General features: G+C 73.7%; 22 protein-coding genes. 7 read left to right on the top strand and 15 right to left on the bottom strand.

Going from position 1 to position 20,783, the window contains the following annotated elements:
* Positions 1–168: 168 nt before the first annotated feature.
* From rpsO to rimP, 13 genes are all read right to left on the bottom strand, one after another.
* Positions 169–438 carry a 30S ribosomal protein S15 gene (gene rpsO / locus ACWD5O_RS14175; protein WP_074317913.1) on the bottom strand — a complete coding sequence of 90 codons (270 nt, stop codon included), beginning with the start codon at positions 436–438 and terminating at the stop codon, positions 169–171.
* Between the two features lie 200 nt (positions 439–638).
* On the bottom strand, positions 639–1,568 hold the full coding sequence (locus ACWD5O_RS14170) for a bifunctional riboflavin kinase/FAD synthetase (protein ID WP_354963234.1): 930 nt from the start codon (positions 1,566–1,568) through the stop codon (positions 639–641).
* Positions 1,569–1,698: 130 nt separating this feature from the next.
* Complete coding sequence (gene truB, locus ACWD5O_RS14165; RefSeq protein WP_354963235.1) at positions 1,699–2,583, bottom strand: tRNA pseudouridine(55) synthase TruB; 885 nt, start codon at positions 2,581–2,583, stop codon at positions 1,699–1,701.
* Between the two features lie 55 nt (positions 2,584–2,638).
* Positions 2,639–3,952, bottom strand: a complete 1,314-nt coding sequence (locus ACWD5O_RS14160) for an MATE family efflux transporter (protein WP_354963236.1) — start codon at positions 3,950–3,952, stop codon at positions 2,639–2,641.
* Between the two features lie 544 nt (positions 3,953–4,496).
* Positions 4,497–4,706, bottom strand: coding sequence for a DUF6186 family protein (locus ACWD5O_RS14155; RefSeq protein ID WP_199723267.1), 210 nt, complete (start codon positions 4,704–4,706; stop codon positions 4,497–4,499).
* The gene (locus ACWD5O_RS14150) at positions 4,706–5,113 is read right to left on the bottom strand and encodes a hypothetical protein (protein ID WP_387325442.1); all 408 of its coding nucleotides are present in this window, start codon (positions 5,111–5,113) and stop codon (positions 4,706–4,708) included. The genes ACWD5O_RS14155 and ACWD5O_RS14150 overlap by 1 nt, the downstream gene beginning before the upstream one ends.
* A 135-nt stretch (positions 5,114–5,248) precedes the next feature.
* Complete coding sequence (locus ACWD5O_RS14145; protein ID WP_387325445.1) at positions 5,249–6,307, bottom strand: DHH family phosphoesterase; 1,059 nt, start codon at positions 6,305–6,307, stop codon at positions 5,249–5,251.
* The gene (gene rbfA, locus ACWD5O_RS14140) at positions 6,304–6,789 is read right to left on the bottom strand and encodes a 30S ribosome-binding factor RbfA (protein ID WP_354963239.1); all 486 of its coding nucleotides are present in this window, start codon (positions 6,787–6,789) and stop codon (positions 6,304–6,306) included. The genes ACWD5O_RS14145 and rbfA overlap by 4 nt, the downstream gene beginning before the upstream one ends.
* A gap of 126 nt (positions 6,790–6,915) precedes the next feature.
* A complete protein-coding gene (locus tag ACWD5O_RS14135; RefSeq protein ID WP_354963240.1) occupies positions 6,916–7,212 on the bottom strand; it encodes a DUF503 domain-containing protein in 297 nt (98 codons plus the stop codon).
* A gap of 90 nt (positions 7,213–7,302) precedes the next feature.
* On the bottom strand, positions 7,303–10,317 hold the full coding sequence (gene infB, locus ACWD5O_RS14130) for a translation initiation factor IF-2 (protein ID WP_450085523.1): 3,015 nt from the start codon (positions 10,315–10,317) through the stop codon (positions 7,303–7,305).
* Positions 10,318–10,410: 93 nt separating this feature from the next.
* Positions 10,411–10,743 (bottom strand): YlxR family protein, encoded by a 333-nt coding sequence (locus ACWD5O_RS14125; RefSeq protein ID WP_354963242.1) that lies wholly within the window; start codon positions 10,741–10,743, stop codon positions 10,411–10,413.
* Between the two features lie 16 nt (positions 10,744–10,759).
* Positions 10,760–11,803: a transcription termination factor NusA gene (gene nusA, locus ACWD5O_RS14120; RefSeq protein ID WP_089017218.1), complete on the bottom strand. Its 1,044-nt coding sequence runs from the start codon at positions 11,801–11,803 to the stop codon at positions 10,760–10,762.
* Entirely contained in the window at positions 11,800–12,486 is a 687-nt protein-coding gene (gene rimP, locus ACWD5O_RS14115; protein ID WP_354963243.1) for a ribosome maturation factor RimP, read from the bottom strand. Before rimP ends, nusA begins: the two co-directional genes overlap by 4 nt.
* Positions 12,487–12,640: 154 nt before the next feature.
* Here rimP and ACWD5O_RS14110 point away from each other — a divergent pair, with 154 nt between their 5' ends.
* From ACWD5O_RS14110 to ACWD5O_RS14080, 7 genes are all read left to right on the top strand, one after another.
* Positions 12,641–13,168, top strand: a complete 528-nt coding sequence (locus ACWD5O_RS14110; protein ID WP_450085522.1) for a ferritin-like domain-containing protein — start codon at positions 12,641–12,643, stop codon at positions 13,166–13,168.
* Positions 13,165–13,602: a ferritin-like domain-containing protein gene (locus ACWD5O_RS14105; protein ID WP_450085521.1), complete on the top strand. Its 438-nt coding sequence runs from the start codon at positions 13,165–13,167 to the stop codon at positions 13,600–13,602. The genes ACWD5O_RS14110 and ACWD5O_RS14105 overlap by 4 nt, the downstream gene beginning before the upstream one ends.
* Before the next feature lie 52 nt (positions 13,603–13,654).
* Entirely contained in the window at positions 13,655–14,257 is a 603-nt protein-coding gene (locus ACWD5O_RS14100) for a PadR family transcriptional regulator (RefSeq protein ID WP_450085520.1), read from the top strand.
* Entirely contained in the window at positions 14,254–14,988 is a 735-nt protein-coding gene (locus ACWD5O_RS14095; protein WP_450085519.1) for an ABC transporter ATP-binding protein, read from the top strand. Before ACWD5O_RS14100 ends, ACWD5O_RS14095 begins: the two co-directional genes overlap by 4 nt.
* Entirely contained in the window at positions 14,985–17,786 is a 2,802-nt protein-coding gene (locus tag ACWD5O_RS14090) for an FtsX-like permease family protein (protein ID WP_450085518.1), read from the top strand. Before ACWD5O_RS14095 ends, ACWD5O_RS14090 begins: the two co-directional genes overlap by 4 nt.
* A 64-nt stretch (positions 17,787–17,850) precedes the next feature.
* The gene (locus tag ACWD5O_RS14085; RefSeq protein WP_450085517.1) at positions 17,851–18,351 is read left to right on the top strand and encodes a nitroreductase family deazaflavin-dependent oxidoreductase; all 501 of its coding nucleotides are present in this window, start codon (positions 17,851–17,853) and stop codon (positions 18,349–18,351) included.
* 116 nt (positions 18,352–18,467) lie between these two features.
* Positions 18,468–19,205, top strand: coding sequence for a nucleotidyltransferase domain-containing protein (locus ACWD5O_RS14080; protein ID WP_450085516.1), 738 nt, complete (start codon positions 18,468–18,470; stop codon positions 19,203–19,205).
* 6 nt (positions 19,206–19,211) lie between these two features.
* On the opposite strand, the gene ACWD5O_RS14075 is transcribed toward ACWD5O_RS14080, so the two are convergent.
* Entirely contained in the window at positions 19,212–19,925 is a 714-nt protein-coding gene (locus ACWD5O_RS14075) for a VIT1/CCC1 transporter family protein (RefSeq protein ID WP_450085515.1), read from the bottom strand.
* Complete coding sequence (map, locus tag ACWD5O_RS14070; protein ID WP_354963251.1) at positions 19,922–20,779, bottom strand: type I methionyl aminopeptidase; 858 nt, start codon at positions 20,777–20,779, stop codon at positions 19,922–19,924. The genes ACWD5O_RS14075 and map overlap by 4 nt, the downstream gene beginning before the upstream one ends.
* Between the last annotated feature and the right edge of the window lie 4 nt (positions 20,780–20,783).

The following is a 20,783-nucleotide window of genomic DNA, read 5'->3' as shown; positions in this document are numbered from 1 at the left end:
CGGTCTTCGATCGAAGCGCCCGGGTGGCCGGCATGATGCCGGGATTCCCGGGGGCCACTACCGGAGACCGGTACGCTGACCGGCTCCCTGTCGGGTGGTCGCGCGGCCCGTGTTCTTCAGGTGGGACGCCGATCGGGGGAGCGGCCGGTCGGCCACTCCCCCGTCACGTCACCGGCGCAGGCCGAGCCGCTCGATGAGCGACCGGTAGCGGGCAATGTCCTTCTTCTGGACGTAGTTGAGCAGCCGACGGCGCCGGCCGACCAGCAGCAGCAGCCCACGGCGGCTGTGGTGGTCGTGCTTGTGCACCTTCAGGTGCTCGGTCAGCTCAGCGATCCGCTTGGTGAGGACCGCGACCTGGACCTCCGGCGAACCGGTGTCGCCCTCGGCGGTCGCGTACTCCGCGCGGATCGTGGCCTTGGCTTCCTGATCGAGCGCCATGTTCTCCCTGTTTCAGTGGGTTGATCAAGTAGTTGTCCGTCGTCCCGATGGACCGGGGACGGACCGGTCCTCGCACCCGCGGCGTCGAGCAGGCACGCGAGGCCCCACGCCGGTCACCCGACGTTTCCGCCAGACTACCAGCACCCGCCGGTAGCACCCGGTCAAGGGCCTCGGGCAGGCAGCTGCGTCGCCCGGGAGGATCAGCCCAGGGCGCGCCGGGTGCGTTCGACGTCCTGTTCCATCTGGGCGATCAACGGCTCGATCGAGTCGTACCGGATCTGCCCCCGCAGGTGCGCCACGAAGTCCAGGGCCAGCCGCTCGCCGTAGAGGTCACCGTCGAAGTCCAGCGCGTACGCCTCCACCCGCCGCTCCCGGCCGGAGAAGGTCGGGTTGGTGCCCACCGACACCGCCGCCATCAGCGGCTCGCGCTGCCCGCGGCGGATCAGCCGGGCCGCGTACACCCCGTCGGCGGGCACCGCCGCGTACCGGTGGCAGAGCAGGTTGGCGGTGGGAAAGCCCAGTTCCCGCCCACGCTGGTCACCGCGGACCACCACGCCCTCCAGCCGGTGCGAACGGCCCAGCGCGGCCGCCGCCGCGCCCACGTCGCCCGCGTCGACGCAGGAGCGGATGTACGTCGAGGAGAAGACGGTGCCGTCCTCGGCGACCAGCGGGCCGCCCTCCACCGCGAAGCCGAAGGTCTGACCCAGCCGCTCCAGCAGCGCCACGTCGCCGGCCGCCCGGTGCCCGAAACGGAAGTTGCTGCCGACCACCACCAGCGCCGCGTGCAGGTGCTCGACCAGGATGTCGTGCACGAACTGCTCGGCGGGCAGCCGGGAGAACTCCGGTGTGAACGGCACCACGCAGAGCACGTCCACGCCGAGCGCCTCGATCAGCTCAGCCTTGCGGGCGGGCTCGGTGAGCACAGCCGGATGCGAGCCGGGGCGGACCACCTCGGCCGGGTGCGGGTCGAACGTGACCACGACGGACTGCACGCCCAGCTCTCGGGCCCGGGCCACGGCGTGCCCGATGGTCGCCTGGTGCCCCTTGTGCACGCCGTCGAAGACGCCGATGGTGACGACCGAACGCCCCCACCCGCCGGGTGCCGCGTCGTATCCCCGCCACCGCTGCATGCCGCTCCCCTTCGTAAGGAAGGGCCCCTTCTTAACGCCTCGTGCAGAGGAAGGGCCCCTTGTTAACACTCGCCGGGCGGATCCGCGCCGCCGGGCGCCACCCGGGCGCGCGCACCGGCGGCCTCGCCGTCTAGGCCGGGGCGAGCACGATTTCGGCGCGGGCCCGCCCGTCCCGCTCGCTGACGATAGCGATCAGCCCGCCGGCCGGGCCGAAGACGGCGTACGGCCCGGTCAGGCCGGCCGGGTCCAGCGGCCCGCCGTGGGCGAGCACCCGCGCCTCGTCGGGCGTGGCCTCCCGACGGGGGAAGAACCGGTCGGCCGCCGCGTCGAGCGGCAGGTTGACCACGTCCGGGGCGCGCTGCTCCAGCTCGTCGAGGGTGGTCGCCTCGGCGAGGGTGAAGCCGCCCACCGCGGTTCGGCGCAGCGCGGTCAGATGGCCACCGACTCCGAGCGCCAGGCCCGCGTCCCGGGCGATGGCGCGGATGTACGTGCCGGAGGAGCAGGTGACGTCGATGTCCACGTCCACCACGTCCGGCTCGGTGCGGCGGATCGCCAGCACCTCCAGGCGGGAGATGGTGACCCGCCGCGCCGGCAGCTCGACGTTCTCCCCGTCGCGCACCCGCTTGTACGCCCGCTGGCCGTCGATCTTGATGGCGCTGACCGCGCTCGGCACCTGGTCGATCTCGCCGGTCGACGCGCTCAGCGCAGCCCGGATCGCGTCGTCGGTGACCTGACCGGCCGGGGTGGTGGCGATCACGTCGCCCTCGGCGTCGTCGGTGACGGTGGCCTGGCCGAGCCGGATGGTGCCGGTGTAGCTCTTGCCCGCGCCGATCACGTAGGTCAGCAACCGGGTGGCCCGGCCCACGCCGATCACCAGCACACCGGTAGCCATCGGGTCGAGCGTGCCGCCGTGCCCGACCCGCCGGGTCTTCGCCAGCCGGCGGATCCGCGCCACCACGTCGTGCGACGTCATGCCGCCGGATTTGTCGACCACGATCAGACCATCGGTGCTCACGTCGCCCAAGCCTGCCAGATGCCCCGGATGGCGACGTGTGTGGGCAGGCGCCGCCTCAACGAATCGCGCCGACGACGGCCCAGCGGCCGTCGCGCAGTCGTAGCAGCAGGGCGACCAGCCGGATCACCACGAACAGGGTGAGCCCGGCCCAGATGCCGCCCAGCCCCAGCTTGAGCCCGTACGCCAGCCAGATGGCCGGCAGGAAGCCGCCGAGCGCCGCCACGATGGTGAGGTTGCGCAGGTAGCGCACGTCGCCGGCGCCGATCAGCACGCCGTCGAGCGCGAACACCACTCCGGCCAGCGGCTGCATGGCGACGAACCAGGGCCAGGCCACCATGGCCTGCTCGCGTACCTCGGGGTCGGAGCTGAACAACGACGGCACCACGCCGGCGCCGGCGGCGATCAGCAGCGCGAACCCGACGCCGCAGACGCCGCCGAGCAGCCCGATCCGGCGGGCCAGCGCCCGGGCGCCCGCCGCGTCGCCGGCCCCGAGCGCGGCGCCCACCAGGGACTGCGCGGCGATGGCGAGGGCGTCGAGCACCAGCGCGGTGAAGAACCAGAGTTGGAGCGCGATCTGGTGGGCGCCGACGGCGGCGGCGCCGAAGCGGGCGGCGACGGCGGTCGCGGAGAGGAAGCTGGCCTGGAACGCCACGCCCCGGATCAGCAGGTCCCGGCTGAGCACCAACTGCTGGCGGATCAGCCGGGGTCGGGGTCGCAGCGACACCCGCTCGGCGACCAGCGCGGCGGCGAAGAGCACCCCGGCGAGCGTCTGCGCGATCACGTTCGCCACGGCCGACCCCACCAGGCCGAGCCCGGCGGGGTAGACCAGCAGCGGGCAGAGCAGTGCGGAGAGCAGGTTGGGGCCGAGCACGAAGACCAGCGGGCGGCGGGTGTCCTGCACTCCACGCAGCCAGCCGTTGCCGGCGGCGGCGAGCAGCAGGCCGGGAGCGCCGAGCGCCGCGATCCGAAGCCATTGCGCGGCGGCGTCGGCCACCTCCCCGCCGCCTCCGGCGAGGGTACGTGCCAGCGCGCCCCCGCCGATCTGCATGCCGACGGCGACCAGCAGCCCGACGCCGAACGCCAGCCAGGACGACTGAACACCCTCGGCCACCGCCGCTGCCCGGTCGCCGGCGCCGAAGCGGCGGGCCGAACGCCCGGTGGTGCCGTACGCGACCACGGTGCCGAGCCACGCGGTGAGCGTCATGACCGTGCCGCCGACGGCGAGCGCGGCCAGCGGCACCCGGCCGAGGTGACCGACCACGGCGGTGTCGACCAGCACGTAGAGCGGTTCGGCGGCCAGCACCACGAGGGCTGGCAGGGCGAGGCCGGCGATCCGCCGGGGGGACGCGGCAAGCGTGCTGGTGTCCATCGCCGGCGATCCTGTCACGAGCACGGTAAGGATCGCAAGGAGCGCCAGCACTTACCGGTGAGAACCGGCGGGGCTACCCCGCGGTGCGGGATCAGTGCGTGGCGCGGCCCGGACGGGACCAGGCCGGTCGGGCGGTGACGCCGTGGACGGAAATCGTCGGCGGCGTCACCGCCGGACGGGTCGGGTCACTGACGGGTGTCCATCGACGTCTGCAGCGCGCGGCGGGCCTGCTCGCGGGCGTCGTCGGTGGTCTCCGGCTTGGGCTTGTTCGGCATGGTGGCGCTCCTTCCAGGGTGCGAGCCACCGGCACGCGGCGGCCCTCACGGGCGGTCGTGCTGAGCGCCCCACGGCGGTCCGGGGTTACCGGAGCAGCCGGCTGGGCGGCGTAAGCCCGGGTCGGTCCGACCCTGGAGGGAGGCGGCACGAGGTGTGGCACCACCGCCCACGACCTGCACCGCGGCGCGGCGCCGGCCGTCTCCCAAGCTATCGTTCAGGTCCACATGCTGCCCACGGTTCCCGCTATCTGGACAGGCCGGTACCCGGTTCAGCGGGCCAGGAAGTGCCAGCCCAGCCACCACCAGAAGCCGAACAGACCGATCCGGCCCACCGGCACCGGGCCGACCTCGTAGCGCATCACGTACGCGCAGACCTCGCCCAGCGTGGGGATCCGGGAGCCCTCCCGCCGGGCCAACCACTCGACCACGCCGAAGAGGGCCAGCGCGGTGAGGAAGCCGCCGATCGCGAGCGCCCGCATCATCGCCGCACCAACCCCCAGAACGCGCCCAGCCAGGCGAACCAGGCCGCCGACCGGGTCAGCTGGTCCTCCAGCAGGGGATCGGCCAGCCGGGAGAAGGTGGGGAAGTCGTCGCCCACCGCCAGCACGAAGGTGACGCCTTCGAAGACGCCGAAGATCACGACCGGCAGCGCCCACCAGGCCGCTCCCACACCCAGCCGACGCGGCGCCGGACGACGGGGCACCCGGTTGCTCAGACCGAGCCAGATCAGCACCCCGCCGGTGCCGAGGGTGTACAGGTTGGCCTCGGTGGAGAATGACGCGAACCGGCCACCGACGAGCGACAGGCAGACGAGGACCGGTACGGAGACGGCAGGCCGGTCCCAGGCGCGGGGGGCCTCCATGGTGAGGTCGTGCGGCTGCTCCATCCCGCAATTCTTCCCGGTCTCACCGAACGCGGGAAGACCAACACTCCCCGGAGTTGACCCTGATCTCCCCCTCGGCAGAGCGTGTGGCTGGTCCGCGCACCGGGTGTGCGACACCCGGCGGCGCGAGTGCCTCGATCAGTCGCCGGGGCGGATCAGTGCCGCGTCCAACTGGCCGCGGATCGCCTCGACCACCTGCTCGACGGTGCCCCGACCGGTGAACCCGGCCGCGAACTTGTGGCCACCACCGCCCAGCGCGACCGCCACCCGGCTGACGTCGACCGCGCCCTTGCTGCGCATCGACACGGCCCAGTCGCCGGGCGTGGTCTGCTTCAGCACGCAGCTCACGTCCGCCTCGGCGGTGCACCGCACCGAGTCGATCAACGCCTCCAGCACGTACGGGCGCTGGTCGTGCCGGGCCAGGTCGTCCAGGGTCGCGAAGGTCCACACCAGGCCCCGACCGTCGGCCTCGGCCGGCTCCAGCCGGGCCCGGCCCAGCACCTCGCCGAAGAGCCGGACCGCGCCGAAGGGGCGGGTGTCGAAGACGCGCCGGGAGATGTCACCGGGTGAGATGCCGGTGGCCAGCAGCCGGGCGGCCAGCTGGTGCACGGCCGGGGTGGTCGCCTCGAACCGGAACGAGCCCGTGTCCGTGGTCAGTGCCACGTAGAGGCACTCCGCGATGGCCCGGTCCAACGCCACACCGAGCCGGGCCAGCAGCTGCTCGGCCACCACCGAGGTCGCCGCGGCCGCCGGGTCGACCAGGTTGACCGTGCCGAAGCCGGTGTTCGAGGCGTGGTGGTCGAGCACCAGCGCCGCCCCCGCGGACGACAACCGCCCGACCAGCTCACCGAGGCGCGACTCGCTCGCCGCGTCGAAGCAGATCACCAGGTCCGGGTCGGGATCCGCTGCGCCGGCCGGGACCAGCAGGTCCAGCCCGGGCATCCCCCGGAACGGCTCAGGCACCTCCGGCGGCCCGGGAAAGGTCGCCTGCAGGTGGCGTACGCCGAGCTGACGCAGGCCCAGGCCGAAGCCGAGCATGCTGCCCAGCGCGTCGCCGTCCGGGTTGACGTGACAGATCAGCAGCACCCGGCCGGTCGGCGGAAGGGCGCGCACCAGCGCCTCGGCCGCCACCCAGTCCGCCTGGGTGGGGCCGGCACCGACCGCCGTCGCTAGCTGGGGGCCGGCGGTGCCGGTCACCGCGCTTCCCCACCCCGGGGGTTCTCCGGGACCTCGGCGCCCTCGCCGTCGGTCTCGTCCGTCTCCTCGTCGACCCGGTACGGCTGTGCCTCGCCCGCGTACTTCGCCTGGGCGGCGAGCCGCTGCACCTCGGCGTCCGCATTGCGGGCCGCGGCGAGCAGGTCGTCGATGTGCTTGACCTGATCCTGCACGTCGTCGAGGACGAAGGTGAGGGTCGGCGAGTGCCGCAGCCCGAGCGCCTTGCCGACGGTGCTGCGCAGCAGCCCCTTGGCGCTCTCCAGCGCCGCCGCGGTGTCCGCCTGGGCCACCGCGTCGCCGAGCACGGTGTAGAAGACCGTCGCGTCGCGCAGGTCGGCAGTGATCCGGGCGTCGGTGATCGTGATCATGCCGAGCCGCGGGTCCTTGATCTGGCTCCGCACCACCGACGCGACCAGCTCACGCACCCGTTCCGCGTGCCGGCGTACCTTGGCCGGATCAGACATCTCGCCACCTCCACGGCGTCCTGCTCCCGGCCGACACGGCGACCCGCGGGCCGCCGGCCGACCGGCCAACATCTCGAACACTACCTTCGCGACCGGCCGGGTCGCCCGGCACCGTCGGCACCCTGCTCAGTCGTCCTCCGCGCCGTACAACCGGCGCCGAACCGACAGCAGCTCCACCTCGGGGCGACCGACCACCAGGCGCTCGCAGGAGTCCAGCACCTCGCGGACGTGGGCCGCCTCGGCGGCCACCACGGCCACCGCTATCTGCGCTCGACCGTGCAGGTCGAGCGCTCCCACCTCGGCGGCCGACACCTCGAAGCGGCGCAGCGCCGCCACGATCGGCCGTACATATGATCTCTTGGCTTTGAGCGACCTGGAGTCGCCCGGCAGCAGCAGGTCGAAGACCGCGGTTCCGGTGAACATCGCCCCGGACGATACCGCCAACCCGCCCCACATGATCAAGGGGTTTACGCCGAGCGGCGTAAACCCCTTGATCAGCTTGTCACCGCCGGATCAGGCGCGAACCTTCTCCCGCATCTCGAAGGTCTCGATGATGTCGCCGACCTGGACGTTGTTGTAACCACCCAGGGTCAGACCACACTCGAAGCCCTCGCGGACCTCCGTGGCGTCGTCCTTGAACCGCTTCAGGGAGCTGATCGTGAGGTTGTCCGCCACGACCGCCCCGTCCCGCAGCAGGCGCGCCTTCGCGTTGCGCCGGATGACACCGGACCGGACGATACAACCGGAGATGTTGCCGATCTTGGACGAGCGGAAGACGTCGCGGATCTCCGCGCTGCCCAGCTCGACCTCCTCGTACTCCGGCTTGAGCAGGCCCTTGAGCGCCGCCTCGATCTCCTCGATGGCCTGGTAGATGACGGTGTAGTACCGGATCTCCACGCCCTCGCGGTCGGCCATCTCGCGGACCTTGTTCGAGGCCCGCACGTTGAAGCCGATGATCGTGACCGGCTCGGACGAGGCGCTCGCGAGCATGACGTTGCTCTCGGTGATCGCGCCGACGCCCCGATCGAGGACCTTGAGCTGGACCTCCTCGGGAATGTCGAGGTTGAACAGCGCGTCCTCCAGGGCCTCCACCGAACCGGAGCCATCGCCCTTGAGGATGAGGTTGAGCGACGTCTTCTCGCCCTCCTTGAGCTGCTCCATGAGCGTCTCAAGGGTGGCCCGGCCACGGGAGTTGGCGAATGCCGCCGCCCGCCGCCGCGCCTGCCGCTGCTCGGCGATCTGCCGCACCGTACGGTCGTCCGCCGCGGCGAGGAACGTGTCACCCGCGCCGGGCGGCGCGGTCAGACCCAGGACCATGACCGGACGCGCCGGCCCGGCCTCGGAGACCTGGTTGCCGTTCTCGTCGAGCATGGCCCGGACCCGGCCGTGCGCCCCACCGGCGACGATCGAGTCGCCCGCCCGCAGGGTGCCCTTCTGCACCAGCACCGTCGCCACCGCACCGCGGCCCTTGTCCAGGTGCGCCTCGATGGCCACACCCTGCGCCGGCCCGTCGATCGGAGCGGTCAGCTCCAGCGACGCGTCGGCGGTCAGCAGGACAGCCTCGAGCAGCTCCTCGATGCCGATGCCCGGCTTCGCGGCCACGTTGACGAACATGGTCTCGCCGCCGTACTCCTCAGCGACCAGGCCGTACTCGGTCAGCTGCTGGCGAACCTTGTCCGGGTTGGCCTCCGGCTTGTCGACCTTGTTGACCGCGACCACGATCGGCACGTCAGCCGCCTTGGCGTGGTTCAACGCCTCGATCGTCTGCGGCATCACGCCGTCGTCGGCCGCGACCACCAGGATCACGATGTCCGTCACCTGGGCACCACGAGCACGCATGGCGGTGAACGCCTCGTGACCCGGGGTGTCGATGAAGGTCACCGCGCGGTCCATGCCGTCGTGCGGCACGTGGACCTGGTAGGCACCGATGTGCTGAGTGATGCCACCGGCCTCGCCGGCCACGACGTTCGCCTTGCGGATCGCGTCGAGCAGCTTGGTCTTACCGTGGTCGACGTGACCCATGACGGTCACCACCGGCGCACGGCTGACCAGACGCTCCTCGGCCACCTCCGCGTCGAGGTCGATGTTGAACTGCGCGAGCAGCTCGCGGTCCTCGTCCTCCGGGCTGACGATCTGGATGTCGAATCCGAGGTGCTCACCCAGCAGCTGCAGGGTGTCGTCAGAGCAGGACTGGGTCGCGGTGACCATCTCGCCCAGGTTGAACATCTCCTGGACCAGCGAACCCGGGTTGGCGTTGATCCTGTCGGCGAAGTCCGACAGCGACGCGCCACGGGAGAGCCGGACGACCTGACCCTGACCCCGGGGAGCACCCGAGCTCATGGTCGGGGCCGACAGGTTGTCGAACTCCTGTCTGCGCTGCTTCTTGGACTTGCGACCGCGCGTCGGCCGGCCACCCGGACGCCCGAAGGCACCCGCGGCGCCACCGCCACGGCCACGACCGCCCGCACCCGGACGACCGCCACCACCGGCCGGAGCACCCGGACGGAAACCGCCACCGGGAGCACCGCCGCCGCCGCCGGGACCGCCACGGTAGCCACCGCCACCGCCGGCACCCGCGCCGCCACCGGGGCCGCCGCGGTAACCGCCACCGCCACCGGCGCCACCGCCGGGACCGCCGCGGAAGCCACCGCCACCGCCACCGGGACGACCAGCGCCGCCACCGGGACGACCAGCGCCACCGGGGCCGGGACGACCGGCGGCCGGACGCTGACTCGGCATGGACGCCGGGCTGGGCCGCGGCGGCATGGAGTTCGGGCTCGGCCGCGGCGGCATGCCCGCCGGGGTGTTGGGCCGGGGGCCACCCGCGCCCGCCGCCGGCGGCCGCTGCTGGCCACCCTGAATGCCGAACGGGTTGTTACCGGCGCCGCGCGCCGGCGGACGACCGCCGGGCCGGGCACCGGGACCCGGTGCCGGCGTGCTCGGACGAGCTGCCGGCGAACCGGGACGGGGCGGCATCGCGGCGGGACCCGGCCGAGGGCCGGGGCGGTTGCCGCCGTCTGCCGGAGGCTCCCGGCGAACGGGGTTGTCCCGCTGCTGCTGACGGGCGGCCTGCGCGGCCTTGACCGCGGCCTCCTGCTCAGCCTTCAGCGCGGCGGCACGCGCCTCCGCGGCCGCCACCTCGATGTCGTGGGCACTCGCCGGCTTGGCGACCAGGGCCGGGGCCGCGGGCTGCGGCGCACCAGGCACCGGACCCTTCGGCTTCGGACCCGGGGCCGGCGCGGCCGGCCGCCGAGGCGGCATCGGCTTGGCCGAGACCCGGGGCGCGCCCGGGGTCGGGAACGGCGTCGGGGTCGAAGCCGGCGCCGGCGCGGGCGCCGACGGGGCGGCCGGCGCCGGAGCACCGGCGGACGCCACGAATGCGTTACGCAGCCGCCGGGCGACGGGCGCCTCGACGGTGCTGGACGCGGACTTCACGAACTCGCCCATTTCCTTCAGCTTGGCGAGAACGGTCTTACTCTCGACCCCGAGCTCTTTTGCAAGCTCGTGTACGCGGGCCTTGCCTGCCACTGCACTCCTCACTCCGAGGTCGTGCGGGCAGCACCCGCAGCGACCTCACTCGTGCACTTGAAGCCTGGTCATTTCAGGGACTTCATCGTGTGCTCATGTCGGTCGTCCTACCCTGCTAGCGACCCTCGCCCGGTCGGGCTGACCGGACGTAGTGGTTGGCGCATCGACGTGCTCCGCCAGCACACCGTGGTCAAGGACCTCGGTGATGCGCAACGCACGCCCGAAGGCGCGGCGCCGCACCGCCAGCGCGAAGCAGGCCGGATCCGGGTGCATGTTCGCTCCCCGACCCGGCAGCCTGCGGAGCGGATCAGGCCGGAGGCTGTAACCAGCCTCGTCTCCGATCGCGACGATCCGCAGCAATTCGCTGGCCGGCGCACGTTGCCGGCAACCCACACAGGTGCGCTCCGGCTGCGCGCGTCGTACCACTGGAGGAAGTCTACCCCTAGCTGCCCGAGATCGCGCCGCCCGGTTCCGGCACGTGATCAGCTGCCCCACGCGCGGCCGGGCTGGTCTGCTCCGCGTCGGACCGAATGTCGATCCGCCAACCGGTCAATCGGGCCGCGAGGCGGGCATTCTGCCCCTCCCGCCCGATGGCGAGAGAGAGCTGGAAGTCCGGAACGGTCACCCGGGCGGCCCGGGCGGCAAGGTCCACCACCTCGACCCGCAACGCCTTGGCCGGCGACAACGCGTTGCCGACGAAGGTCGCCGGGTCGTCCGACCAGTCGATAATGTCGATCTTCTCACCGTGCAGCTCGCTCATCACCGCGCGCACCCGCTGGCCCATCGGGCCGATGCAGGCGCCCTTGGCGTTCACCCCGGGGGTGGTGGAGCGTACGGCGATCTTCGTACGGTGACCTGCCTCACGGGCGATCGCGCCGATCTCCACCGTGCCGTCGGCGATCTCCGGCACTTCCAGCGCGAACAGCTTCTTGACCAGCGCCGGGTGCGACCGGGACAGGGTGATCTGCGGTCCGCGCATGCCCTTGGCCACGTGCACCACCACGCAGCGGATCCGCTCGCCGTGCGCGTACCGCTCGCCGGGCACCTGCTCGGACTGCGGCAGCACACCCTCCAGCTTGCCCAGGTCGACGCTGACGATGCCCTTCTCGGTCCGCGTCTCGTGCGCCTGCACCACGCCGGTGACCAGGTCGCCCTCGCGGCCGACGTACTCGCCGAAGTGCACCTCGTCGGTGGCCTCCCGCAGCCGCTGGAGGATCACCTGCTTGGCGGTCATGGCGGCGATCCGGCCGAAGTCGTGCGGGGTGTCGTCCCACTCCCGCACCAGGGTGCCGTCCTCGTCCATCTCCTGCGCGTACACCAGGGCGGCGCCGGACTTGCGGTCGATCTCCACCCGGGCGTGCGGCTCGGCACCGTCGGTGTGCCGGTAGGCGGTCAGCAACGCGGTCTCGATCGCCGCGAGAATCGTGTCGAACGGGATCTCCCGCTCGCGCTCGAGTGCGCGCAGCGCCGCGAGGTCGATGTTCACCTCTCCTCGTCCTCCACATCATCTTCGTCGTCGATGTCGTCTGAATCGTCGATCTCGTCGGTCTCGTCCGCGTCGTCGAACTCGTCCGGCTCGCCCAACTCGGCGAGCCTGGTGAACTCGACCTGCACCCGGCCCGGGCCCAGCTGGGCGTACGGGAGGAGGGCGCGGCCGTCGTCGGTCTCCAGCTGCACGCCCTCGTCGTCGGCGGCGACGACCCGGCCGGTCAGCTGGCGGTCCCCGGCGGGCTGCTCGCCGCGCTGGCCGGGCAGCCCGGCCGCGCCCCGGGCGGTGACCTTGACCAGCCGGCCCACGTTGCGCCGCCAGTGGCGGGGCAGGGTGAGCGGCCGGTCCACGCCCGGCGAGCTGACCTCCAGCTGGTACTCCCCGGCGACGATGTCGCCGCCGGTCTCCTCGGCGGCGTCCAGCGCGGCCGAGACGGCGCGTGAGACGTCCGCGACGGCGTCCAGGTCGATCCCGCCGTCGGCGTCCACGATCACCCGGACCACGTGTCGCCGGCCGGCCCGGGAGACCGAAAGGTCCTCCAGGTCGTAGCCGACGCCGTTGACCACCGGCTCGATCACAGTCCGCAACCGGGTACGCCGCGCGGCGAGATCACCGCCGCGGGGACCCGCGCCGTCGCGGGGTCGACCTGTCGACCTGGTGGCACGGCCACGCTGCGTCATCTCCGCACCCTTTCCCTGGTCGACGGTCCGGGTTGTCCCGCCATGCCGGCACGCCACCGGAGCGGACGCGCCGGTGGCTGCGCAGAGCGTAACGCGCCAGCCCGTCGGCGGACCGGGCGGCGCACCGACGCCGGTGGCCCCCGGAGCGGCGCGGATGGTGTTGACTTGCCCGGTGGGGATCGGCAGAACGACACAGCGCGACCAGGCATCCGGGCATTCCCGGCGAAAGCTCCTGCGTACCGGGGTGCTGCTGGCGCTCGGCGGCGCCGCGGCGCCGCTGACCGGCTGTGATCTTTTCGACCGTGACGACGAGCCGGCGCCGCCACCGGACCCGCTGCGGCCGATGGTGGACGAGTCACTCGGGCTGGCCGCGGCGTACCGGGCGAGCGCCGCGGCGCACCCGGAGCTGGCCGGCCGGCTGGACCCCATCGCCGAGGCGCACACCGCGCACGCCACCGAGCTGGCCCGGGTGATCGGGGTCGCGTTGCCGTCGGCGCCCGCCGCAGACCCGACCACCGCCCCGGCGACCGACCCGGCCGGCGCGCTGGCCGCCCTGCGGACGCTGGAGAAGACCGGCCAGCGATCCGCCACCCTCGCCTGCGCCGCCGCCCCGGCGGAACGCGCGGCGCTGCTCGGGTCGATCGCCGCCGCCCGGGCAACCCATCAGGAGGCACTGAAGTGAGGCAGCCGTCCGTCGGCGAGGCGCTCGCCGCCGCCCTCTCCGCCGAGTACGCGGCCATCTACGCCTACGGGCGGATCGGCGTCCGGCTCAGCGGGGCGGCCCGGGACGCCGCGCACCAGGCCGAGGCCGCGCACCGACGCCGGCGCGACGCGCTGGTGGTGCAGCTCAGCACCGCCGGCAGCACCGTGCCGCCGGACCTGGCTGGCTACGCGCTGCCGTTCCCGGTCACCGACCGGGCGAGCGCGTTGCGCCTGGCCGTGGAGGTCGAGGAGCGCACCGCGGCGCACTGGCGGGCCGCGCTGGCCTCCACCACCGGCGCCGACCGGGACCAGGCGCTGGCCGCCCTGGTCGAGTACGCCGTGCGCGCCACGAGGTGGCGAAAGACCGCCGGGGTGACCCCGCCGACTGTCGCGTTTCCCGGCCGCCCGACCTGAACGGGTTCGCCGCGGTTGCGGTGCGCATACCAGGTATGCATACTCCGTTGCCATGTCCATCCGTCACGGGTTGCTCGCCCTGCTCGAACGCGGCCAGATGTACGGCTACCAGCTGCGGGCCGCGTTCGAGGAGTCGACCGGCTCGACCTGGCCGCTGAACATCGGGCAGGTCTACACCACGCTGTCCCGGTTGGAACGGGACGGTCTGGTGCGCCCGCTGCCGGAGAGCGAGGCAGGGCAACGGCCGTACGAGATCACCGATGCCGGCCGGGCGGACCTGGCGCTGTGGTTCGCCACCCCGGTTAGCCGTACCGACCGTCCCCGTGACGAGCTGGCGATCAAGCTGGCGCTGGCGCTGACCACCCCCGGCGTGGACGTCCGCTCGGTGGTGCAGGCCCAGCGCAGCGGGACGATGCGGGCGTTGCAGGAGTTGACTCGGTTGAAGTACGGCAGCGACCGGCCGGAGGACCTGCCCTGGCGGCTGGTGCTGGACTCGATGGTGTTCCAGGCCGAGGCGGAGGTGCGCTGGCTGGACCACTGCGAGACGAGTCTGGTGCGGCACCAACCCGGGGCCCCCGGGCCACCCGTGCCCAGGCCGGGCGACGCCGACGCGTCCGACGCGGCGCGGTGGGCCGACGAGGAGGCGCGACGGTGAGCGGGGCGGACGACGCGGTGCTGGAGTTACGCGCCGTCCACCGCACCCACGGGGCCGGCCCCGCGGCGGTGCACGCCCTGCGCGGCGTCAGCCTGGTCGTCCGGCCGGGTGAGCTGGTCGCCGTGATGGGTCCGTCCGGCTCCGGCAAGTCGACGCTGCTCTCCCTCGCCGGTGGGCTGGACCGCCCGACCGGCGGCGAGGTACGGGTCGAGGGCCAGCCGTTGGGCGCCTTGGACCGCAGGGGGCTGGCCCAGCTGCGCCGCCGCCGGATCGGCTACATCTTCCAGCAGCTCAACCTGCTGGGCAGCCTCAGCGCGGTGGAGAACGTCGCGCTGCCGCTGGAGCTCGACGGCACCGGCGGGCGCAAGGCCCGCGCGGCGGCCCTGGCCGCGCTGGCCGAGGTGGGCCTCCCGGCGTTGGGTGACCGGTTCCCCGACCAGCTCTCCGGCGGCCAGCAGCAGCGGGTGGCCATCGCCCGGGCACTGGTCGGCGAGCGGCGACTGGTGCTCGCCGACGAGCCGACCGGGGCGTTGGACTCGCAGACCGGCGAGGCCGTGCTGCACCTGCTGCGCCGCCGGGTCGACGCGGGCGCCGCCGGCATCCTGGTCACCCACGAGGCGCGGCACGCCGGCTGGGCCGACCGGGTGGTGTTCCTGCGCGACGGGGTGCTGGTCGACACGACGGCGCCGCTGGGCAGCGTCGAGCAACTGCTGTCCGGCAGCGACCGGTGACCATCCGCCGGGCGCTGCGGGCCCCCGGCCGCGCCGACGTCCCGGCGGCCCCGCCGGTCGCGCCACCCGCGCCACCGGGCCGACGGCGGACGGCCGAGCTGATCGGTTCCTGGCGGGCGGCGCTGCGGATCGCCCGGCGGGAGTCGCGCCGGGCCCGCCGGCGAACCGCCCTGGTGCTCGCGATGATCGCCCTGCCGGTGCTGGTGCTGACCTTCCTGGCGGTCAGCTACGACATGGCCGAGCTGACTCCTCAGGAGCGGGTCGACCGCCGGCTCGGCGTCGCCGACGCGGAGCTGCGCTGGCTCGCCGACACCTCGATCGAGCAGGACGCGTGGGGCGACAACTGGTCCGCCCACGAGAGTGAGCACACGTCGGGTCGCCGCGTCGCCACCACCTCCGAGGTGGCCGCGCTGCTCGGCCCGGGCAGCCGGGTCTCCGAGATGCGCGGCCCCCTGTCGCTCACCGTGCGCGGCCCGGTGCGCGACGAGGACGTGGAAGGTCGGGTGCTGGACCTCACCGACCCGTTGGCCCGAGGTCTGGTGCGGTTCCAGGCGGGGCGTACGCCGCGGCAGCCCGGCGAGGTCGCGGTGAGTCCGGCCGCGTTCCGCCGTCTGGACCTGCGCCTCGGCGCCGCGATGGCCACGGCCGACGGAACCAGGGTGTACACCGTGGTCGGGGTGGTCGAGTTTCCCGACGATCTCGGCCCGGTGGTGGCGCTGCATCCCGCCGCCGTGCCGCGTACCGAGCCGGGACCGCCCAGCACCTGGCTGGTGGACGTGCCCGGCGCCGCCGATGCCGCGATGGTGTCCCGGCTCAACGAGCGCGGTTTCCTGGTCGTCCCCCACCACCCGACCGGCCCGACGACGCAGCCGTCCCGAGGCTGGCCCGGGTTCATCGGTCCGGCCGACGCGGCCGACCTGAGCACCGGCGTACTGATCGCCGGCCTCGGGCTGCTGGAGGTCGTGCTGCTGGTCGGGCCGGCCTTCGCGGTCGGCGTCCGCCGCCGACGACGTGACCTCGCACTGGTCGCGGTGGCCGGAGGGGACGCGGCCCAGCTTCGCCGGGTCGTGCTCGCCGACGGCGTGGTGCTGGGCGTGCTGGGCGCTGCCGCCGGCCTGCTGCTCGGCGTCGGCGCCGCGTTCGCCGGCCGCCCGCTGGTCGAGCAGTACGTCTTCGGTGCCCGCTTCGGCGGGTACCGGTGCTGGCCGTCGGCGCTGGTCGTGCTCGGTGGGGTCGCGGTGCTGGCCGGGGTGCTCGCCGCGCTCGCACCGGCCTGGACCGCCGCCCGGCAGGACGTCATCGCCGGGCTCGCCGGGCGACGCACCCCGCCCGCGACCCGGGCACGGTGGCTGGTCCTCGGTCTCACGCTGGTGGTCGGCGGGGCGGCGCTCGCGGCGTTCGGGGCCACCCAGACCTCGCCGGCGGTGATCCTGACCGGCCTGATCCTCGGCGAACTGGGCCTGGTCTGCTGCACGCCCACCCTGATCGGCGCGCTCGCCCGCCTCGGCCGGGTGCTGCCGCTGGCGCCCCGGATCGCGCTGCGCGACGCCAGCCGCAACCGGGCGGCCGCCGCGCCGGCCATCTGCGCCGTGATGGCGGCGGTGGCCAGCAGCGTCGCGCTCGGCGGGTACCTGGCCAGCGACGGGGCCCGCGAGGCGCGCGCCTACCAGCCGATGCTGCCGACCGGTCACGTGCTGGTCAGCCCGGCCGAGCCGACCCGCGAACCCGGGCCCACGCTGGCCCAGGTCACCACGGCCGCCCGGGCGCAGTTGGACGCCGCGGCGGTGGCTCCGGTGCAGATGGCGGCCTGCCAACCGGCGGCGACCCCCGGCGGCTACTGCTACGTCGAGCCGGAGCTACCACCGGAGCGGGCCTGCCCCTGGCGACCCGGGGACGCCCTCTCAGAGGCGGAGCGCCGGCAGGCCCGGGCGGACCCGCGCTGTGTGGCCCCGCCCGGGGACCACTACGGCAGCTACGTGCAGCCACTGGTGGACGACGGCAGCGCGCTGCCGCTCCTCACCGGCGCGGATCCGGCGGAGACCGCCGCCGCCACCGCGGTGCTGCGCGCCGGGGGTGCCGTGGTGACCGACCCACGCTATCTGCACGATGGCCGGGTGACCGTGCGGGTCAACCGGGTGGAAATGGAGGCCGACAGGCCGGCCGTCACCACCGGCGAACTGCCCGCGTACGCGCTGAGCGCGGCGGTCGGCCAGCCCAGCCTGCTGCTGTCCCCACCCGCGGCCCGACGCCTCGGCCTGATCGGGTCCCCGAGCGGCTGGGTGATCGGCACGCCGAAACCGCCGGACGTGCACCGGCAGAAGCGCTTCACCGCCGCCCTGCAATCCTTCGGGACGTTCTCGTTGAGCGTGGAGCAGGGGGCCGCGCCACGCGACAACTCACCGCTGCTCCTGTTGCTCGCGGCGGCGGCCGGGCTGATCACGGTGGGCGCGGCGGGGATAGCGACCGCGCTCGCCGCCGCCGAGGGCCGCGCCGAGCTGTCCACCCTCGCGGCGGTCGGCGCAGCCCCGGCGGTACGCCGGCTGCTCGCGATCTGCCAGGCCGGGATCATCGCCGGCCTCGGCTCGGTGCTCGGCATCGTGGCCGGGCTGGGCACCGCCGCGATCGTGCTGCTCTCGGTCAACCGGCAGTACGCCACCGCCTGGCCGGTACGCGAGCCGTACCCGTTCCTGGTGCCGTGGCCGGCGCTCGGCGTCCTGGTGCTGGTGCCGGTGGTGGCGATGCTCGGCGCGGGCCTGTTCACCCGCGCCCGGCTGCCGATCGAGCGGCGACTGGACTGACCGGGGCGCTCCGGCGGGCATTCGGGGGGTGCCGCCGGGGCCTGGCAGCCGGCAGACTGTCGGCGTGTCAGTGCTGGGAACCCTCACCCGCCGAGTCGGGCACCACCGCTGGTTCGGCGCCGCCGCCCGCCTGCTGGTGCCCGCCGACCGGATCGTCGGCCGGCTCACCCGGGGCCGGGTGGTCGCGCTCGGCCTGATCCCGTCCCTGGTGATCACCACCACCGGCCGCCGCTCCGGCAGGCCGCGCAGCAATCCGCTGCTCTATGTGCCCGACGGCGACGCGTACGTGGTGATCGGCTCCAACTGGGGTCAGACCCACCAGCCCGGCTGGGCGATGAACCTGCTCGCCGAGCCGGCCGCCGAGGTGGACGTGAAGGGCCATCGGGTGCCGGTCCGGGCCGAGCCGGCCACCGGCGCGGAACGGGACCGGCTGTGGCAGCTCCTGGTGACCGAGTGGCCGGCGTATCGCACGTACGTGCAGCGGGCCGGCGGGCGGGAGATCCGCATCTTCCGGCTGGTGCCGGCCGGGCGCGGCGCGCCGGCCGGGCCGCCACCGGCTGGCTAGGCTGACGCTCAGTCGCCAGGCGGGGTTGGTCCGCAGTCGGGAACGAGAGGTGGCCCGGTGAGCGCGAGGAGTGAGCCGCTGTTGCGAGCCCCGCAGTCGCGAACAAAGGCGGCCCGGTGAGCGCGAGCAGCGAAAAGACCGTAACCGACCGGGGCCGCGACGATCGGCGGTGGACGGTGGCGGAGCAGGTCGCCGAGGCGGCCCGGCGGCGCTTCCCGGCCGACGTGCTCGCGGTCGCGGTGCACGGGCCGCTGGCGCACGGCGACGACGACGGCGGCGGGGACCGCGAGGTGGGGATACTCGTGGTCACCTACCGACCCGGCACCGGCCCGCGACCGGCGACCCGGCGGGTGGACGGGGTGCTGGTCGACCTGACCGTGGCCGCCGCCGACGACTACCTCGGGCAGGCCCGGGTGCTCTCCCCCCTGTGGCCGCTGACCGCCGACCGGTACGTCACCACCCGGGCTCTGCACGACCCGACCGGTTGGCTGCCGACGCTGCGCGACGAGCACCTCGGTCGGCTGGCCCGGGCCCGGCCCGCGGAGTTCAGCACGGCGGCCCGGCAGGCCTGGTACCGGGGCAGCGCGGCGCATGCCCGGGCCGCCCGGCTGGCCGAGTGGTACGAGACGGACCAGGCGCTGCTGATGCTCGGCGAGGCACGGCTGGCCGCGGCCACGGTGACGGGGCTGCTGAGCCGCACCTACTTCCGGGACCCGGGGGACGCGGTGCGCCGCACCGGGCTGGCCGGCGCGGACATGACCGAGGTGGGGGTGGTGCTGGCCCGGCAGGCCGAGGAACTCACCGCCCGTGGCCGCCCGGTCGACGGCACGGTCGACGAGCTGCTCAGCGGCTGACCGGCGTCACAGCCCGCCCTGTACGCCGATCAACGAGCCGATCAGGTAGGTGGCGCCGGCGGCCGCGGCACCCAGCAGGAGTTGGCGCAGGCCGCTGGTCCACCAGGGCCGGTTGGTGAAGCGGGCCACCACCGCTCCGGCGGCGAACAGCCCGAGCCCGCCGACGGCGAGTGCCAGCCAGAGCTCGGTGGCGCCGAACAGGTACGTCAGCAGCGGCACGAGCGCACCCAGCGAGAAGAACAGGAACGAGGAGATGGCAGCCGCCCACGGGCTGGGCTGGTCGTCGGGATCGACACCCAGCTCCTCGCGGACGTGCACCCGCAGCGCCTCCTCGGGATCGCGCCGCACCGCTTCGGCGACCTGGGTGGCCAGGTCCCGCGGCAGGCCGCGGGCCACCCACGCGTCGGCCAGCTCGCGGGCCTCCGCCTCGGGGTGCCGCTCCAGCTCCCGCCGCTCCTTGGCCACCTCGGCGGCGACCTGCTCGTTGGCCGAGCGCACGCTGGTGTACTCGCCGAGCCCCATCGAGATCGCGCCGGCCACCAGGCCGGCGGAGCCGGTCAGCACGATGCTGCGCGGCGAGACCCCGCCGCCGCCGACTCCGGCGATCAGGGCGATGTTGGTGACCAGCCCGTCCATCGCGCCGAAGACGGCTGGGCGCAGCCAGCCGCCGGAGACGTCCGCGTGGTGCGCTTCGCGCAACGCCGCTGGGGTGTCGGTCACGGCAGGGTCAGGATCTCGTGGCCGTTGTCGGTCACCACGATGGTGTGCTCGAACTGCGCCGTCCACTTCCGGTCCTTGGTGACCACGGTCCACCCGTCGTCCCACATGTCGTACTGGTAGGTGCCCAGCGTGATCATCGGCTCGATGGTGAACGTCATCCCCGGCTCCATGATGTCGGTGGGCCGTGGGCTGTCGTAGTGCGGCACGTAGAGCCCGCTGTGGAAGGATTCGCCGATGCCGTGGCCGGTGAAGTCACGGACCACGCCGTAGCCGAACCGCTTGGCGTACGACTCGATGACCCGGCCCACCACGTTGATCTGCCGGCCCGGGGCGACCGCGCGGATGCCGCGCATCATCGCCTCGTGGGTCCGCTCGACCAGCAGCCGGGCCTCCTCGCTGACCTCGCCGACGCAGAAGGTGGCGTCGGTGTCGCCGTGCACCCCGTTGATGTACGCGGTCACGTCGACGTTGATGATGTCGCCGTCCTTGAGGACGGTGGAGTCCGGGATGCCGTGGCAGATGACCTCGTTGAGGCTGGTGCAGCAGGACTTGGGGAAGCCCCTGTAGCCGAGCGTCGACGGGTACGCGTCATGGTCGCAGAGGAACTCGTGCACCACGCGGTCGATCTCGTCGGTGGTCACGCCCGGCTTGCAGTGCTCACCGGCGAGCTGGGTCGCCTGGGCGGCCAGCCGGCTGGCGATCCGCATCTTCTCGATGGTCTCCGGCGTCTGCACGTGCGAGCCACGCCACTCCTGGGGGCGCTTCTTGCCCACGTACTCCGGTCGGGGAATGTGGGCGGGCACCGGTCGCATCGGGGAGAGCGTGCCTGGGGTCAGCGGCGGACGGACGGTCATGCCG

The organism is Micromonospora sp. NPDC005161 (assembly GCF_053599855.1).
Note: the sequence above shows the minus strand (reverse complement) of the source record. Positions and strands in the feature narration are given on the sequence as shown.

Excerpts from the sequence above, each read along its gene's own strand:
- ACWD5O_RS14100 (WP_450085520.1), top strand. The coding sequence starts at position 13,655 with ATGTCCATCCGTCACGGGTTGCTCGCCCTGCTCGAACGCGGCCAGATG.
- ACWD5O_RS14150 (WP_387325442.1), bottom strand. The coding sequence starts at position 5,113 with ATGGAGCAGCCGCACGACCTCACCATGGAGGCCCCCCGCGCCTGGGAC.
- rpsO (WP_074317913.1), bottom strand. The coding sequence starts at position 438 with ATGGCGCTCGATCAGGAAGCCAAGGCCACGATCCGCGCGGAGTACGCG.
- ACWD5O_RS14135 (WP_354963240.1), bottom strand. The coding sequence starts at position 7,212 with ATGTTCACCGGAACCGCGGTCTTCGACCTGCTGCTGCCGGGCGACTCC.
- map (WP_354963251.1), bottom strand. The coding sequence starts at position 20,779 with ATGACCGTCCGTCCGCCGCTGACCCCAGGCACGCTCTCCCCGATGCGA.
- ACWD5O_RS14155 (WP_199723267.1), bottom strand. The coding sequence starts at position 4,706 with ATGCGGGCGCTCGCGATCGGCGGCTTCCTCACCGCGCTGGCCCTCTTC.
- rbfA (WP_354963239.1), bottom strand. The coding sequence starts at position 6,789 with ATGTCTGATCCGGCCAAGGTACGCCGGCACGCGGAACGGGTGCGTGAG.
- ACWD5O_RS14110 (WP_450085522.1), top strand. The coding sequence starts at position 12,641 with ATGGTGTTGACTTGCCCGGTGGGGATCGGCAGAACGACACAGCGCGAC.
- rimP (WP_354963243.1), bottom strand. The coding sequence starts at position 12,486 with ATGACGCAGCGTGGCCGTGCCACCAGGTCGACAGGTCGACCCCGCGAC.
- ACWD5O_RS14160 (WP_354963236.1), bottom strand. The coding sequence starts at position 3,952 with ATGGACACCAGCACGCTTGCCGCGTCCCCCCGGCGGATCGCCGGCCTC.
- ACWD5O_RS14170 (WP_354963234.1), bottom strand. The coding sequence starts at position 1,568 with ATGCAGCGGTGGCGGGGATACGACGCGGCACCCGGCGGGTGGGGGCGT.